The organism is Sphingomonas sp. DMC6, from assembly GCF_056314225.1.
In genome coordinates this window covers 539,653-554,574 of record NZ_JBQUYT010000003.1, presented here as the reverse complement: position 1 = coordinate 554,574, position 14,922 = coordinate 539,653, and the positions used below count along the sequence as shown (strand labels likewise).

General features: G+C 68.2%; 17 protein-coding genes and 1 tRNA gene. 11 read left to right on the top strand and 7 right to left on the bottom strand.

What is annotated here, in order from left to right; translation table 11 throughout:
- Positions 1–19 precede the first annotated feature (19 nt).
- The 6 genes from hemC to ACT53M_RS09970 are packed head-to-tail and all read left to right on the top strand — an operon-like array spanning position 20 to position 5,328.
- Positions 20–925 (top strand): hydroxymethylbilane synthase, encoded by a 906-nt coding sequence (hemC, locus tag ACT53M_RS09995; RefSeq protein WP_476233065.1) that lies wholly within the window; start codon positions 20–22, stop codon positions 923–925.
- A complete protein-coding gene (locus tag ACT53M_RS09990) occupies positions 922–1,584 on the top strand; it encodes a uroporphyrinogen-III synthase (protein ID WP_476233063.1) in 663 nt (220 codons plus the stop codon). The genes hemC and ACT53M_RS09990 overlap by 4 nt, the downstream gene beginning before the upstream one ends.
- Before the next feature lie 31 nt (positions 1,585–1,615).
- The gene (locus ACT53M_RS09985) at positions 1,616–2,503 is read left to right on the top strand and encodes a hypothetical protein (protein WP_476233061.1); all 888 of its coding nucleotides are present in this window, start codon (positions 1,616–1,618) and stop codon (positions 2,501–2,503) included.
- A 13-nt stretch (positions 2,504–2,516) separates the two neighbouring features.
- Positions 2,517–3,701 (top strand): acyl-CoA dehydrogenase, encoded by a 1,185-nt coding sequence (locus tag ACT53M_RS09980; protein WP_476233060.1) that lies wholly within the window; start codon positions 2,517–2,519, stop codon positions 3,699–3,701.
- Positions 3,701–4,225 (top strand): GNAT family N-acetyltransferase, encoded by a 525-nt coding sequence (locus ACT53M_RS09975; RefSeq protein WP_476233058.1) that lies wholly within the window; start codon positions 3,701–3,703, stop codon positions 4,223–4,225. The genes ACT53M_RS09980 and ACT53M_RS09975 overlap by 1 nt, the downstream gene beginning before the upstream one ends.
- Entirely contained in the window at positions 4,222–5,328 is a 1,107-nt protein-coding gene (locus ACT53M_RS09970) for a CaiB/BaiF CoA transferase family protein (RefSeq protein ID WP_476233057.1), read from the top strand. The genes ACT53M_RS09975 and ACT53M_RS09970 overlap by 4 nt, the downstream gene beginning before the upstream one ends.
- Before the next feature lie 309 nt (positions 5,329–5,637).
- Here ACT53M_RS09970 and ACT53M_RS09965 read toward each other — a convergent pair whose 3' ends face one another.
- Complete coding sequence (locus tag ACT53M_RS09965) at positions 5,638–6,441, bottom strand: DUF72 domain-containing protein (protein ID WP_476233056.1); 804 nt, start codon at positions 6,439–6,441, stop codon at positions 5,638–5,640.
- A gap of 94 nt (positions 6,442–6,535) precedes the next feature.
- Between ACT53M_RS09965 and ACT53M_RS09960 the strand changes: the two genes are divergently transcribed.
- On the top strand, positions 6,536–7,234 hold the full coding sequence (locus ACT53M_RS09960) for a FadR/GntR family transcriptional regulator (protein WP_476233054.1): 699 nt from the start codon (positions 6,536–6,538) through the stop codon (positions 7,232–7,234).
- A gap of 9 nt (positions 7,235–7,243) precedes the next feature.
- Here ACT53M_RS09960 and ACT53M_RS09955 read toward each other — a convergent pair whose 3' ends face one another.
- Entirely contained in the window at positions 7,244–7,648 is a 405-nt protein-coding gene (locus ACT53M_RS09955) for a DUF2147 domain-containing protein (RefSeq protein WP_476229372.1), read from the bottom strand.
- A gap of 110 nt (positions 7,649–7,758) precedes the next feature.
- Positions 7,759–7,833, bottom strand: a tRNA-Gly gene (locus ACT53M_RS09950).
- A gap of 208 nt (positions 7,834–8,041) precedes the next feature.
- On the opposite strand from ACT53M_RS09950, the gene ACT53M_RS09945 reads away from it, so the two are divergent.
- The 4 genes from ACT53M_RS09945 (at position 8,042) to ACT53M_RS09930 (ending at position 11,501) form a co-directional block, all read left to right on the top strand.
- The gene (locus tag ACT53M_RS09945; RefSeq protein WP_476233243.1) at positions 8,042–8,938 is read left to right on the top strand and encodes a tetratricopeptide repeat protein; all 897 of its coding nucleotides are present in this window, start codon (positions 8,042–8,044) and stop codon (positions 8,936–8,938) included.
- On the top strand, positions 8,935–9,546 hold the full coding sequence (locus ACT53M_RS09940; protein WP_476233052.1) for an LON peptidase substrate-binding domain-containing protein: 612 nt from the start codon (positions 8,935–8,937) through the stop codon (positions 9,544–9,546). Before ACT53M_RS09945 ends, ACT53M_RS09940 begins: the two co-directional genes overlap by 4 nt.
- A gap of 183 nt (positions 9,547–9,729) precedes the next feature.
- Positions 9,730–10,068, top strand: coding sequence for a P-II family nitrogen regulator (locus tag ACT53M_RS09935; RefSeq protein ID WP_476229374.1), 339 nt, complete (start codon positions 9,730–9,732; stop codon positions 10,066–10,068).
- Between the two features lie 14 nt (positions 10,069–10,082).
- A complete protein-coding gene (locus tag ACT53M_RS09930) occupies positions 10,083–11,501 on the top strand; it encodes an ammonium transporter (RefSeq protein ID WP_476233050.1) in 1,419 nt (472 codons plus the stop codon).
- Between the two features lie 95 nt (positions 11,502–11,596).
- On the opposite strand, the gene ACT53M_RS09925 is transcribed toward ACT53M_RS09930, so the two are convergent.
- From ACT53M_RS09925 to ACT53M_RS09910, 4 genes are read right to left on the bottom strand one after another with little or no spacing between them, the layout of a single operon-like run.
- Positions 11,597–13,192, bottom strand: a complete 1,596-nt coding sequence (locus tag ACT53M_RS09925; RefSeq protein ID WP_476233048.1) for a GMC family oxidoreductase — start codon at positions 13,190–13,192, stop codon at positions 11,597–11,599.
- A complete protein-coding gene (locus ACT53M_RS09920) occupies positions 13,126–14,079 on the bottom strand; it encodes a sterol desaturase family protein (RefSeq protein WP_476233046.1) in 954 nt (317 codons plus the stop codon). Before ACT53M_RS09920 ends, ACT53M_RS09925 begins: the two co-directional genes overlap by 67 nt.
- Positions 14,072–14,479, bottom strand: coding sequence for a hypothetical protein (locus ACT53M_RS09915; RefSeq protein ID WP_476233045.1), 408 nt, complete (start codon positions 14,477–14,479; stop codon positions 14,072–14,074). The genes ACT53M_RS09920 and ACT53M_RS09915 overlap by 8 nt, the downstream gene beginning before the upstream one ends.
- Complete coding sequence (locus tag ACT53M_RS09910; RefSeq protein WP_476233043.1) at positions 14,476–14,904, bottom strand: protein tyrosine phosphatase family protein; 429 nt, start codon at positions 14,902–14,904, stop codon at positions 14,476–14,478. The genes ACT53M_RS09915 and ACT53M_RS09910 overlap by 4 nt, the downstream gene beginning before the upstream one ends.
- Positions 14,905–14,922 lie beyond the last annotated feature (18 nt).

Sequence of the window (14,922 nt, the reverse complement as noted above, 5' to 3'; positions counted from 1 at the left end):
CGACCCTAGCACCACCCGCATGACTGGATTCCGTATCGGTACGCGCGGTTCGCCGCTGGCGCTGGCGCAGGCGAACATGGTGCGTGCGGCGCTGCAGGCGGCGCATGGCATTGCGGGCGAGATCGTCGTCGTCCGCACCACCGGCGACAAGGTGCAGGACCGCCCGCTGGCCGAAATCGGCGGCAAGGCGCTGTGGACCAAGGAACTGGACCGTGCGCTGCTGGCGGGCGAGATCGACTGCGCGGTCCATTCGATGAAGGATGTCGAGACATTCCGGCCCGAGGCGATCGTCATCGCCGCGATGCTGCCGCGCGCCGATGTGCGCGACCGGCTGGTGGGCGCCGAATCGCTCGACGCGCTGAAGCAGGGGGCAGTGCTGGGCACCGCCTCGCCGCGCCGGGCGGCGCAGGTGAAGCGGCACCGGCCCGATGTTTCGACGGTGCTGTTCCGCGGCAATGTCGACACGCGGCTGGCGAAGCTGGCGGCGGGCGAGGCAGATGCGACACTGCTCGCCTCGGCTGGGCTGGAGCGGCTGGGGCGGCATGACGTCGGCCATGTCGTGCCCACCAATGTGATGCTGCCTGCCCCGGCGCAGGGCGCGGTGGGGATCGAGGCGCGCGCCGACGATGCCCGCACCCGCGACTGGCTGGCGTCGATCGACGATCCGCAGACCCATGCCTGCGTGCTGGCGGAGCGGGCGCTGCTCGCTGCACTCCGGGCCGATTGCCATTCGCCGGTCGCGGCGCTGGCGACGATCGAAGGGGCGATCCTGACGATCGAGGCGGAGCTTTTCTCCGAAGACGGCAGCGCGCATGTCCATGGGATGATCGAAGGCGCGCCCGAGGATGCGGCGCTGCCCGCGGCGCTGGCGCGCGACCTGCTGTTACGCGCGCCAGAGACGGTGCGTGTGCTCTTCGCGGGATGAGTCGCCCGCTCGCGGTGTTGCGGCCCGAGCCGGGCAATGGCGTGACAGCAGCAGCGATCGAGGCGCGCGGGCATCGCGCGATCCGGCTGCCGCTGTTCGCGGCGGGCGGCCTCGCCTGGGAACCGCCCGATGCCGCAGCCTTCGACGCGCTGGTCCTGACCAGCGCCAATGCGGTTCGGCTTGCCGGGCCGGGGCTTGCGCAGCTCGCGGCGCTGCCGGTTCATGCCGTGGGCGCCGCGACGGCGGCGGCGGCGCGGCAGGCGGGCTTTACGGTGGTATCGGTGGGGCAGGGCGGTGCGGCGGCCTTGCTCGAACAGGCCGAAGCGATGGGCGTGCGGCGCGCGCTGCACCTTGCCGGGCGCGAGCACACCGTTTCGGCAGGGGGAATCGTGGCAGCGGTGCGCACTGTCTATGCCAGCGATGCGGTGCCGGTAGCGCCCGAGGCAGTGGCCGCGCTCGCCGGCAGCGTGGCGCTGGTGCAATCGGCCCGGGCCGGCGCGCGGCTTGCCGAACTGGTGGCCGATCGCGGCACCCTGCGGCTGGCGGCGGTCAGTGCTGCGGCGGCCGTAGCGGCAGGGGCGGGTTGGGACGCGGTGGTGGTGGCGCCTTCGCCCGACAGCGATGCGCTGATCGACGCCGCAATTGCGCTCGCCGATTGACCGCAGGGCATCGCGCGGCGAAAAGGGCGCCATGAGCGACGAGCCCCTTGCGCCGGAGCCGGCCCGCAACCCTGCCCTCCTGCGCAGCCGGACGCTGATCGGCGGCGCCGGATTCCTGGGCGGCATGGCCGTTACGGCGGCATTGATTCAATTTGCCGGGCCCAGCCTGGTGCATGCCCCTGCCCAGAAAACTGCGCCCGCGGCGGCCCCTGCGCCGGCGCCTTCGCCGGTGGTGGTGCCCCCGCGATCCACGCTTCCCCCCGCCACCGATGTCGCGACGCTCGATGCGCGCGAAATGGCGCTGGCGGCGCGGCTCGACGCGCTGGAACTGCGGCTGCAGGATCTGGGCAGCAGCGCGCGCAACGCCTCGGTCTATGCGAGCCAGGCCGAGCGGCTGATGGTCGCTGCCGCCGTGCGCCGCGCGATCGAACGCGGCCAGCCGCTGGGTAGCCTGGAGAATCAATTGCGCGCGCGCTTCGGCGAGAAGCATGGCGAAGCGGTTTCGGCGATCGTCGCGGCGGCGGCGGCGCCGGTGACGCTGGAAGACCTGAAGGTCGCGCTGGATGCCATCGCGCCGCGGCTCGCCACCGGCCCCAATGACGGGCCGTGGACGCGGTTCCGCGCCTTTGTCGGCGACCTGATGGTGCTGCGCCCGCTCGACATGCCCAGCCCGCGCCCCGCCGACCGGCTGCGCCGCGCGCGTCAGGCGCTGGCCGAAGGCAATGTCGAAGTGGCGATGGCCGAGATTGCGCATATGCCCGGCGTCGCCAATGCGCAGGGCTGGACCGGCGCTGCCGCACGCTATGTGAACGCGCGCAAGGCGCTGGACGAAATCGAGAAGGCGGCAGCAGAAACGCCGTCCGCACCCGCGCCCGCAGCGCCGGCCCCCCGGCCGGCGCAAACCCCCGCAGCGCAGTAGAGGAACGACTTACATGGCAGAGATGGGCCGGTTCGACTGGCAGGATCCGTTTGGGCTCGACGGTGAGCTGACCGACGAGGAGCGGATGGTGCGGGACGCCGCGCGCGATTATGCGCAGGGCGAACTGCTGCCGCGCGTCACCTCCGCCTATCTGGAGGAACGGTTCGACCGCGAGATCATGTCGGAAATGGGCGCGCTGGGCCTGCTCGGCCCGACGATTCCCGAAACCTATGGCGGCGCGGGGCTCGGCTATGTCGCGTACGGTCTGGTTGCGCGCGAAGTGGAGCGCGTCGATTCGGGCTATCGCTCGGCGATGAGCGTGCAATCCAGTCTCGTGATGCACCCCATCCATGCCTATGGCAGCGAGGAGCAGCGGCGGAAGTACCTGCCGAAGCTGGCGACCGGCGAATGGGTCGGCTGTTTCGGCCTGACCGAGCCCGATGCCGGATCGGACCCCGCCGGCATGCGCACCCGCGCCGAAAAGATCGACGGCGGCTACCGGATCACCGGCGCGAAAATGTGGATCACCAATTCGCCGATCGCCGATGTGTTCGTCGTCTGGGCGAAGAGCGATGCGCATGACGGCGCGATCCGCGGTTTCGTGCTGGAGCGCGGCATGAAGGGCCTCACCAGCCCGAAGATTGAAGGCAAGCTCAGCTTGCGCGCCTCGATCACCGGCGAAATCGTGATGGACGGGGTGGAAGTGAGCGAGGACGCGCTGCTGCCCAATGTGCAGGGGCTGAAGGGGCCGTTCGGCTGCCTCAACCGCGCGCGCTACGGCATTGCCTGGGGAACGATGGGCGCGGCCGAGGCGTGCTTCCATGCGGCGCGGCAATATACGCTCGATCGTCACCAGTTCGGCCGGCCGCTGGCCGCGACCCAGCTCGTGCAGCTCAAGCTCGCCAATATGGAGACCGAGATTGCGCTGGGCCTGCAGGCGGCGCTGCGCTGCGGGCGGATGTTCGATGCCGGCACGCTGGCGCCCGAGGCGATCAGCATCATCAAGCGCAACAATTGCGGCAAGGCGCTCGATATTGCCCGCACCGCGCGCGACATGCACGGCGGCAACGGCATTTCGGCCGAGTTCCATGTGATCCGCCACGCGATCAACCTCGAGACGGTCAACACCTATGAAGGCACGCACGACGTGCACGGGCTGATCCTCGGCCGGGCGATCACCGGCATCGCGGCGTTCTGATGGCGCCGGACCGGCAGCCGGTGCTGGAGGGCGAACTGGTCCGCATTCGCCCGCTGGCGGCGGCGGACTGGGACGCGCTCTACGCCGTTGCTTCCGATCCGCTGATCTGGGAACTCCACCCGGTGCCGGACCGCTGGCAGGAACCGGTGTTCCGCCAGTTCTTCGCCGATGCGCTGGCGTGCGGCGGCGGGCTGGTGATCGAGGACAAGGCGACAGGCGCGGTGATCGGCTCCAGCCGCTACGACGCCTGGGTGCCGGAGGAAGACGAGATCGAGATCGGCTGGACGTTCCTCGCCCGGGCCTATTGGGGCGGCACCTATAACCGCGAAGTGAAGCGGCTGATGCTCGACCATATCCACCGCTTCGTCGGCACGGTCGTGTTCCTGGTCGGCGAGAACAACCTGCGGTCGCGCGGGGCGATGGCCAAGATCGGCGGCACGCTGATCGCGGGCCGTCACCATCGCGGCGGCGGCAAGCTGTTCCCCGACCATGTCGTCTATGCGATCCGGCGGGGCGAGGGGTGAAGCCGCTCGCCGGCATCAAGGTCGTCGAACTGGCGCGCATCCTTGCCGGGCCGTGGTGCGGGCAGCTGCTCGCCGATCTGGGTGCCGAGGTGGTGAAGGTCGAGCGGCCGGGGTCGGGTGACGATACCCGCCATTGGGGGCCGCCCTTCCTCCACGATGCCGAGGGGGTGAACCGCGACGCCGCCTATTTCCACGCCTGCAATCGCGGCAAGACGAGCGTCGCGATCGACATCGCCACGGCGCAAGGGCAGGCGGCGGCGAAGGCGCTGATCGCCGATGCCGATGTCGTGATCGAGAATTACAAGGTGGGCGGGCTTACGAAATACGGCCTCGACGCCGCCAGCCTGCGCGCGGCCGATCCCCGGCTGGTGGTCTGCTCGATCACCGGCTTCGGCCAGACCGGCCCCTATGCGGCGCGTGCCGGATACGACTTCATCATCCAGGGAATGGGCGGCGCGATGAGCCTGACCGGCGAGCCCGACGGGCCGCCGCAGAAAGCCGGCGTCGCCTATGCCGACATTTTCACCGGCGTCTATTCGGCGGTGGCGATCCTTGCCGCGCTGCGTCGTCGCGATGTCGAGGGGGTGGGCGCGCATATCGACATGGCGCTGCTCGACACGCAGGTGGCGGTGCTCGCCAATCAGGCGCTCAACTGGATGGCGAGCGGCAAGGTGCCGCACCGCATGGGCAACGGCCATGCCAATCTGGTGCCCTATCAGGCCTTTGCCTGCCGCGACGGCGAGCTGATCGTCGCGGTGGGGAATGACGGGCAGTTCGCGAAGCTGTGCGCGATCCTCGGGCTCGATCTGGCCGGCGATCCGCGTTTTGCGACCAATCCGGGGCGGGTGACGCACCGCGACGCGCTGATCCCGCTGCTGGCGCGGGCGATGCTCGATTGGGCCAAGGCCGATCTGTACGAGGCGCTGGAGGCCGCGGGCGTGCCGGCCGGGCCGATCAACCGCGTGGACGAAGTATTCGCGGACCCGCAAGTGGTGGCGCGCGGGATGGCGATCATGCGCGACGGGCTGCCGGGGCTGGCCAGCCCGATCACCATCGACGGCGAGCGGATGGTGGCGGAGCGGGGGAGTCCGGCGCGAGGGTAGGGGCGTTTGTCACCCTCACCCTCCCACCGCCTTCGGCGGCGGGCCCCTCCCTCTCCCAAAGGGAGAGGTGTTTTGCTCCCTCTCCCTGTGGGAGAGGGAGGGAGCGCCGCAGGCGCGGAAGGGTGAGGGTGATTAGCGCTCGCTATTGATACCCGCCCTCTTCCTCGCGTTCCTCGGCGGCGTCTTCCTGGGCCTCTTCCATCGCTTCTTCTTCGTCGTCCTGCTGCGGCTGCTTTTCGGGATCCTGGGTCATGCGGCGCTCCTTGCTTGCACCCTGACCAACGCCCCCGCGCCGCCAAAGGTTCGCGCTCAGTCTAGCCGCCGGATCAATTCCTGCGCCCCCGCCGGCGCGCGGACCTTGCCGCCATGGATGAAGAAGAGGAAGGTCTCGCGCGGCTGCACCGGGGCGGGTTCGGCCGCGAAACAGGGCAACCCTTCCGGCTGACCGCCGCGTGCCCAGCATTGCGCAGCCTGCGTCCAGCGGGGGAAGTCGGCTTCGGGATAGCAAAGCGGATTGTCGTCCTCGCCCGCCTCGAGCCGGGCATAGACAAAGTCGCCGCTGACATCGGCGATCGCCGGATATTGCGGCGAATCGGCAAAGACGATCGCCACCCCGGCAGCGCGGCAGAGCGCGACGAACTCGGGATTATGGAAGCTTTCGTGCCGCACCTGCACCGCATGACGCAGCTTCACGCCATCCTGGCTACGCGGCAACAGCGCAAGAAAGGCGCCGAAATCGTCCGCGTCGAACTTTTTGGTCGCCATGAACTGCCAGAAGATCGGCCCCAGCCGGTCCCCCAGTTCGACCAGCCCCTGGCCGCAGAAGCGGGCGATCGATTCCCCAGCCTCTGCCAGCACCTTGCGGTTGGTGACGAAGCGCGAGCCCTTGACCGTGAAGACGAACCCCTCGGGCGCCGCCGCCGCCCAGCCGGCGAAGCTGGCGGGCTTGAAGGTGGAATAATAGGTGCCGTTGATCTCGATCGCGGTCAGCGCGCGCGCGGCAAATTCCAGCTCGCGCTTCTGCGCCAGCCCGGGCGGATAGAAGGTGCCGCGCCACGGCTCGAACGTCCATCCGCCGATGCCGACCCGAATCGGTCCGCTGTTCTCCGCCACTCGGCCTCTCCTTCTCGATATGGGAATATCGGGCGCCGCAACTACGACCAACGGCGACTCGCCATTTCGCAGCGCCTGAGTATCGTGCCGGTCCATGTCGCGAAACCTTTGTTCCGTTCCAGACCAGCGCCTGGCCGACCGCGCCTATTCGCGCATCGTCGAAATCATCCTTGCCGACGGGCTGGGGGTGGGCGACCGGTTGCCGTCGGAATCGCGGCTGGCCGAGACGTTCGGCATGTCGCGCACGGTGGTACGCGAGGCGCTGGTGCGGCTGGCGGCCGACGGCATTACCGAATCGCGTCGCGGCGCCGGCTCGTATGTGATGCGTCGCCCCTCGCTGCGGCTGGGCGCGCACATGCCGATGACCGAATTGTCGGCGACGCTCGGCACCTATGAAGTGCGCTTCGTGCTGGAGGCAGAGGCGGCGCGGCTGGCAGCGATCCGGCGTTCGCCCGAGCAGATGGAGGCCATCGAGGCGGCGATGGCCGATCTTCGCACCGCGCTGCTCTCCAGCGGCCCGGCGCATGACGAGGACTGGCGGCTGCACCGTGCTATCTTCCACGCCACCGCCAACCCCGCCTTCGAAAAGGCGTTCGAGCATCTGCACGAAGAGACAATGCGGATCATGCGTGCCGGAGTCGATATTGCCCGCACGCGCGAGCCCGAGCCGATCGCGGCGATGGTGCGCGAACATGCCACCATCGTCGAGGCGATCCGCGCCCAGGATGCCGACGGCGCCGCGCTGGCGATGCGCTGGCATCTGTCGCAGGGGCGCAAGCGGCTGATGCCCTGATAGGGGGCGCTACTCCTTCACCCGCGTCCAGGTCTGCGACTTGCAGACGGCGCCCAGCAGCGCACAGCCCTTGCCGACGATGGTGTTGGCATCGACCACCGTCACCGTACCCGAAAAGCGCTGGTTGATGTCGGGCACGAACACCGTGCCTTTCCACAGGCCGGCGTGGACGATCTTGAAATTCTGGAAGAGCTGCGCGCCGATCAGCGGATCGGTGCCGCCGCGCCGGGCATCGGCCTTGGCCTTGTCGCTCGCCCAGATCACCGTGGCGCACATGCTGTCGCTGCCGCAGGGCGCGGCGCGGACATGCACGCTGTCCGACGGATTGCGCCACACGCTGGGGGCCGGCTGCGACTGGGCGGCGGCGAGCGACGGAACAAGGCAGAATGCGGCGGCAAGCAGGATGATACGCAAAGGGGCAACTCCCGGCTGGATCGCGCGCCTGTAGCACGCGACGCGGCGGCGGGAAGCCCGGTGTTGATGCGGAAGGAGTGGTATACGCGGCGGACGCCTGCTGCGACCGCTGGAGCGGGCGAAGGGATTCGAACCCTCGACCCCAACCTTGGCAAGGTTGTGCTCTACCCCTGAGCTACGCCCGCTCTGGCGCTATGGCCGGTAGCGAAGCAGCGCTTCCGGCGGGTGAGGCGCGCCCACTAGCAGCGCCCTCCGGGGTGCGCAAGCCCCTTCGCGCAACTTTCTTAAAAGGCTTGGCGCTGGGCGCGGGAACGCCCAAATAGGCGCAAACCATCCGCGCGGTGCCCGCGCGTTGCAACAGGATAGCAGGAGCAGCCCTTGGCCACGCTTGGAATGAGCCCCGCCGAAAAGGAAGCCGTAGAGGCATTCCGCCGCGACATCGTCGAGCCGTCGATGACGCAGCTCGTCATCATCGATTTCTGGGCGGAATGGTGCGGCCCGTGCAAGGCACTGGGGCCGGTGCTGGAAAAGGTGTCCGCCGAATATGCCGGCAAGGGCGTGAAGCTCGCCAAGATCGATGTCGATGCCAACAAGTTCATCGCCGCCCAGTTCCAGGTGCGTTCGATCCCCACCGTCTATGCAATGTTCCAGGGCCAGCTGGTCGCCGACCTGACCAGCGCGCGCACCGAATCGCAGCTACGCACCATGCTCGACCAGATTCTGCGCCAGCTGCCCGTGCAGGGCGAGGATGCGAGCGTCGAGGCCGAACTGGAGCCGCTGATCGCGATGGGCGAGCAGGTGATGGCCGATGGCGATGCGCAGCGCGCGCTCTCGATCTTCGACCAGCTGGCGGACATGGCGCCCGATCATGCAGCCGTGGCGGCGGGCCGGGTCCGCGCGCTGACTGCGCTTGGCCGGCATGACGATGCCCAGGCGGAACTCGACGCGATCACCGGCGATGCCGCCAAGGCGCCCGAAGTCGAGCGCGCCCGCGCCGCGCTGAGCCTGGCGCGCGAGGCGCAGCCGGTCGACGATCTTGCGGCGCTGGCGGCGCGTGCGGCGGCCAATCCCGAGGACATGGACGCGCGCTATGAACTGGCCGGTGGCCAGATGGCGGCGGGCGACCGCGACGCAGCGGCCGAGACGCTGCTCGCCATGGTGCGCGACGACCGCGCCTGGAACGAAGGCGCGGCGCGGCAGCGGCTGCTCAAGCTGTTCGAAGTGGTGGGGCTGGAAGATCCCTGGGTTTCGGCGCAGCGGCGCAAGCTGTCGGCGATCCTGTTCGGATGAGCGGGACGACGCGGCTCTCGGTGTTTCCGCTGGCAGGGGCGCTGCTGTTTCCGCGCATGCACCTGCCGCTGCACATTTTCGAGCCGCGCTACCGCGCGATGGTGTCCGAGGCGCTGGCGCGTGACCGGCGCATCGGCATGGTCCAGCCGCGCGACGACAAGAACCCGCCGGGGCTGTTCGCGATGGGCTGTGTCGGCCGGATCGCCGATGTCGAGGCGCTGGACGACGGGCGGTTCGACATTGTGCTGGAAGGGCTGGCGCGCTTTACCATCGTGCGCGAGCTGGAAGTCTCCACGCCGTTCCGACAGGTCGAGGCATTGCTGGAGCCGGCCGGATCGCCCGAGACGCTGGCGCTGGCCGAGCGCGCCTCGCTGGAAATCGAATCGAAGCGGTTCGCCGACGGGCTGGGCTATGCCGTCGACTGGGAAGCGGTGACGCGGCTCGACGACGAATCGCTGGTCAACGGCATCGCCCAGATCGCGCCGTTCGACGCGGCATCGAAACAGGCGCTGCTCGAGGCGCCCGACCTCGCATCGCGCGCGGATCTGATCGTCCAGTTGATGCAGTTTTTCGGCCGGCACGGCGAGGACCGCGCCACGCTGCAATAGTGCGCTGTAACCGGGCTGCTGCTTTTTTGGCTGCCCGTTTTTTGGGCAGCGTTTCGCATCTGCACAAAAAATTCACCTATTCGTAACATTTGATTGCGCGCAAGGCAGCGGAATCACGCGATTCCGAACTTGGCACGCGCTTTGCTGAGTAGCTCCCCGGGACAACCGCCAAGAGGGGGCGAAATGAAACTCATCATCGCCATCATAAAACCGTTCAAGCTGGATGAGGTGCGCGAAGCACTGACTGCAGTGGGCGTGACGGGCATGACCGTTACCGAGGTCAAGGGCTTTGGCCGCCAGAAGGGCCAGACCGAAATCTATCGCGGTGCCGAGTACAGCACCAATATGGTGCCCAAGATCAAGATCGAGATCGCCGTGGCCGGCGATCTGGCGGACCGCGCCGTCGAGGCGATCCAGGCCGCCGCGAGCACCGGTGCCATCGGCGATGGCAAGATCTTCGTCCTCGACATGGGCCAGGCCGTGCGCATCCGCACCGGCGAAACCGACGAGACGGCGCTGTGAGCAAGGGGGTATCGATGAAGCAAGGATGGAAGACCGCCGGGCTCGCGCTCGGCGCGGCCGCGATCTTCGCGGCGATGCCGGCCTGGGCACAGGCGGCGATGGTGAAGGCGCCGACTGCCGCGCAGCAGGCGACGATGGTCAACAAGGGCGACACCGCCTGGATGCTGGTTTCCTCGGCGCTGGTGCTGATGATGTCGGTGCCGGCGCTGGCACTGTTCTATGGCGGCCTCGTTCGCACCAAGAACATGCTGTCGGTGCTGATGCAGGTGTTCATGATCGTATCGGTGGCGTCGCTGGTGTGGTGCTGCTGGGGCTATTCGATCGCCTTTACCGGCGGAAATCCCTATTTCGGCGGGCTTTCCAAGGCTTTCCTGATCGGGGTCAGCGCGAATACCTATTCGGCGACTTTCTCGAACAACGTCTACATTCCCGAATTCGCCTATGTCTGCTTCCAGATGACCTTTGCCTGCATCACGCCGGCGCTGATCATCGGCGCGTTCGCGGAGCGCGTGAAGTTCACCCCGCTGCTGATCTTCATGGTCCTGTGGATGACGATTGTGTATTTCCCGATCGCGCACATGGTCTGGTACTGGGCGGGCCCGGACTTCCTGCCGGATTCGCCGAACGACGCGGGTTTCCTCTATGCCAAGGGCGCGCTCGACTTCGCCGGCGGTACCGTCGTCCACATCAATGCGGGCATTGCCGGCCTGGTCGGCTGCCTCGTGATCGGCAAGCGCGTGGGCTTCAAGAGCGAGCCGATGCCGCCGCACTCGCTGACCATGACCATGATCGGCGCCTCGCTGCTGTGGGTGGGCTGGTTCGGCTTCAACGCCGGTTCCAACCTCGAATCGAACGGCGTGACGGCGGTTGCCTTCATCAACACCTTCGTCGCCACCGCCGCCGCGGCGGTGAGCTGGGCGGTGATCGAGCAGCTCGTGCACAAGAAGCCGTCGCTGCTGGGCGGCGTGACCGGTGCAGTCGCCGGCCTCGTCGCGATCACTCCGGCCTCGGGCTATGCCGCGCCGATGACCTCGATCGTGCTCGGTCTGGTCGTGTCGCCGGTCTGCTTCTTCTTCGTCACCACGGTGAAGAACAAGCTGAAGTATGACGACTCGCTCGACGTGTTCGGCGTGCACTGCATCGGCGGTATCCTGGGTGCGCTCGGCACGGCGATCGTCGCTGATCCTAAGCTCGGCGGTCAGGGCGTGATCGACTACACCAAGTTCCCGTCGGTCGCTGCGCCCACCTATGACATCGGCGCGCAGCTTCTCATCCAGCTCGAAGCGGTGCTGGTCACCCTGCTCTGGTCGGGCGGCGTGTCGGCCATTTTGTTCCTGGCGCTGAAGTACACCATCGGCATCCGCCCCTCGAAGGAAGTGGAAGTCGAAGGGCTCGACATCAACGAGCATGGCGAGCGCGCCTACAACTACTGACAAGTTCGGGCGTCGCGCGGCCTCTGCTGGCGCGGCGCCCCACCGGGGTTCCTCCTGCGGACGACTGGGCTGGTGGGCGACCACCAGCCCTTTTTTTATGCGGAGAGGCCCAGATCCTCGCGCAGGAACGATGCGCAGCGCTCGCCGATCATGATCGTCGGCGCGTTCGTATTGCCGCTGATCAGCCGCGGCATCACCGAAGCGTCGGCGATATAGAGGCCGCTCACCCCGCGCACCCGCAGCCGGGGATCGCACACGGCATCGGCGTCCCCGCCCATCCGCGCGGTGCCGACCGGGTGATAGATGGTGTCGGCGCGCGACCGGATGCGATCTTCCAGCGCAGCATCGTCGGCAAGGTCGACCGGCCAGCGATCCCGCCCGCGATAGTCGGTAAGCGGCGGCGTCTCGAGAATCCGGTACATCGCCCGCACGCCGCGCTTCAGCGTCGCCATGTCCGCGGGTGCGCTGAAATAGGCGGGGTCGATCAGCGGCGCGTCGCCGACATCGGCCGAGGCGAGCCGCACCCTACCGCGACTCTCGGGACGCAGCGGGCAGGCATGGCAGCTGAAGCCGTGCGCCTTGAGCTTGGACCGGCCATGATCCTCGACCACCGCGATCAGGAAATGGAGCTGGATGTCGGGGCGCGGATTGTCGGGATCGGTGCGCAGAAAGGCGCCCGCCTCGGCGAACGGCGAGGTCATCACCCCGCGCCGGGTGAACAGCCACTTTGCCAGCGACCCCAGCGACTTGAGCGACCCCGCCGCCGAGCGACCGAGGAACAGGGTGCCGTCGGTCTCCATGCTCGCGACATAATCGACATGGTCCTGCAGGTCGGCGCCGACCGCCGGCCGGTCGAGCCGCACGTCGATGCCGAGCGACTGGAGATGTGCCGCCGGGCCGATGCCCGACAGCATCAGCAATTGCGGCGTCTGGAACGCGCCTGCGGCCAGCACCACGGCGCGGCGGGCGCGGATCGTGTGGGATCGCCCACCCTGGCGATAAACGACGCCGACCGCCCGTCCTTCCTCGAACAGGATGCGTTCGGCGAGCGTATCGCACAGGATGTTCAGGTTCGCCCGCGCGCGCGCCTGCGCCAGATAGGCGCGGCCTGCCGTCCAGCGCTCGCCGCCCTTCTGCGTCACCTGATAGAGGCCGGCGCCCTCCTGGCGCGGGCCGTTGAAATCAGGATTGACCGGAATCTGCAGCGCCGCCGCTGCCTCGATAAAGGCGCGGCTGCCGGGGTGCGGATCGCACTGGTCGCTCACCCAGAGCGGGCCGCTGGCGCCGTGCCAGGCATCGGCGCCGCGGCTATTGTGCTCGATCGCCTTGAACCAGGGGAACACATCTTCCCAGCTCCAGCCGGTGCAGCCCAGCGCCTGCCAGTCGTCATAATCCTGCGGCTGGCCGCGAATGTAGAGCATGGCGTTGATCGCGCTCGATCCGCCCAGCCCGCGCCCGCGCGGCTGATAGCCGCGGCGGCCGTTCAGCCCCGGCTGCGGCACGGTTTCGAACGCCCAGTTGGTCGCCGGCCCCTGGAACGGCATCATGCCCGGCATGAGCGTCTTGAGCCCGGTGTTGCGCCCGCCTGCCTCGAGCAGCGCGACGCGGGTGGTACCATCCTCGCTCAGGCGGCCTGCGACGGCGCTCCCGCCCGATCCGCCGCCGATGACGACGATGTCGGCTTCTTCCATGTGGCTTCCCTCTCCTGCCAGCGTCTTTTTATGCTTTCGGACGTGTCGCGGCTGCCGTCGTGGCTCCAGCCGGGCGGGGCGGCGACATAGTGCCAGCGCGCGCGCCAGTCGGGCGCGGTCCACAGGTCGCGGGCAATGCCCACCCATTCGTGGAACGCCGCCCAGAGCAGGTTGAAGCTGCCGAGATTCTTGACGATGCCGTAGCGCGGCCGATCGTCGTCGCGCTCGGGCACGAAGGTGCCGAACCAGCGATCCCACACGATGAACACGCCGGCATAGTTGCTGTCGAGATAGCGCGGGTTGGTGGCGTGGTGGACGCGGTGGTGCGACGGCGTGTTCATCACCGCTTCGAACCAGCGCGGCATCCGGTCCACCATCTCGGTATGGATCCAGAACTGGTAGATCAGGTTGAGCCCGGCGACGAAGAACACCATCGGCGGCGGAAAGCCGATCAGGAACAGCGGCAGGCGGAACAGGAAGGCCAGGCTGATAAAGCCGGTCCAGGTCTGCCTGAGCGCGGTCGACAGGTTATAATGCTGGCTCGAATGGTGGATGACATGGCTCGCCCAGAACCAGCGGACGCGGTGGGCGGTGCGGTGGAACCAGTAATAGGCGAAATCGTCGAGCACGAAGGCGATCGGCCAGACATACCAGGCATAGCCGATATCGAGCAGCCGATATTGCCACAGCCACATCGCCAGCGCGAACACCATGCCGCCGGTGGCGACGCCCGCCACGGTACTGCCCAGCCCGAGCAACATCGAGGTCAGCGTGTCGCGCGGGCAATAGCGGCTGCGGTCGCGCAGCCGCGCCACGATCATTTCCGCAAGGATCGCCAGCACGAAGGCCGGGATCGCATAGTTTACGGGATCGGGCAGCTTATCCATTCGGGCGGCGCTCTCCTGACACCGATGTAAGTAAGCGCGCTTCGGCTTCCGATTCAAGCGTGATCGTGCAGGGGCCGAGCAGCCGCTCGGTGCGCGGCACCCGGATCACAGCGCCATCGTTGCGAAGGGCGATGGGCGCGGGCAGCAGCCGCGCCACGAAGCGGGCGCCGACGCGGCGGACCAGCACCAGTCGCCCGTCTTCGGCGAGGACGAAGCCACCCTGTCCCTGTGCGTCGAGCCAGCTACGGCGCGCGATCAGGTCTGCAAAGGTTGCCTCTGCAAGTTCGCAAAGCTCCATCGGCGTCGCCAGCCGGGCGGTCCCCAGTCCGAGCAGGCGCGCCGTCACGGCAAGCGCCAGTATCGCCGCCAGCGAGCCGCCGATCAGCGCGAACAGGTTCATTTTCCGGCCGAAAGTTGCTCAAGTGCGGGCCGGATCGCCGACAGGTCATAGCCGGCACCGGCGCCCTTCTCGACCAGCTCGGCCGGATCGCCGCCGGCCTGCGCCGCCGCCAGCGCCCAGAGATTGCACGAGCGCGTGCCCGAGCGGCAATAGGCCAACACCGGCCCTTCCACCTCGGCGAGCGCGGCACGCATCGCTTCCACCTGGCCCAGGTTGAAGCCGCCGGGCGTTACGGGAATCGCCGTGTAGCCAAGCCCGGCGGCTTCGGCGGCGGCGGCGATGGTGGTGCCGCTCGGCTGACCGGGCTCCTCGCCATCGGGGCGGTTGTTGATGATATGGACGAACCCGGCCGCGGCCAGCGTGGCCACGTCCTCCGGCTGAATCTGCGGCGCCACCGAGATGCTGTCGTCGATCTTGTTGGGCATGGCAGTTCCTCCTGATCT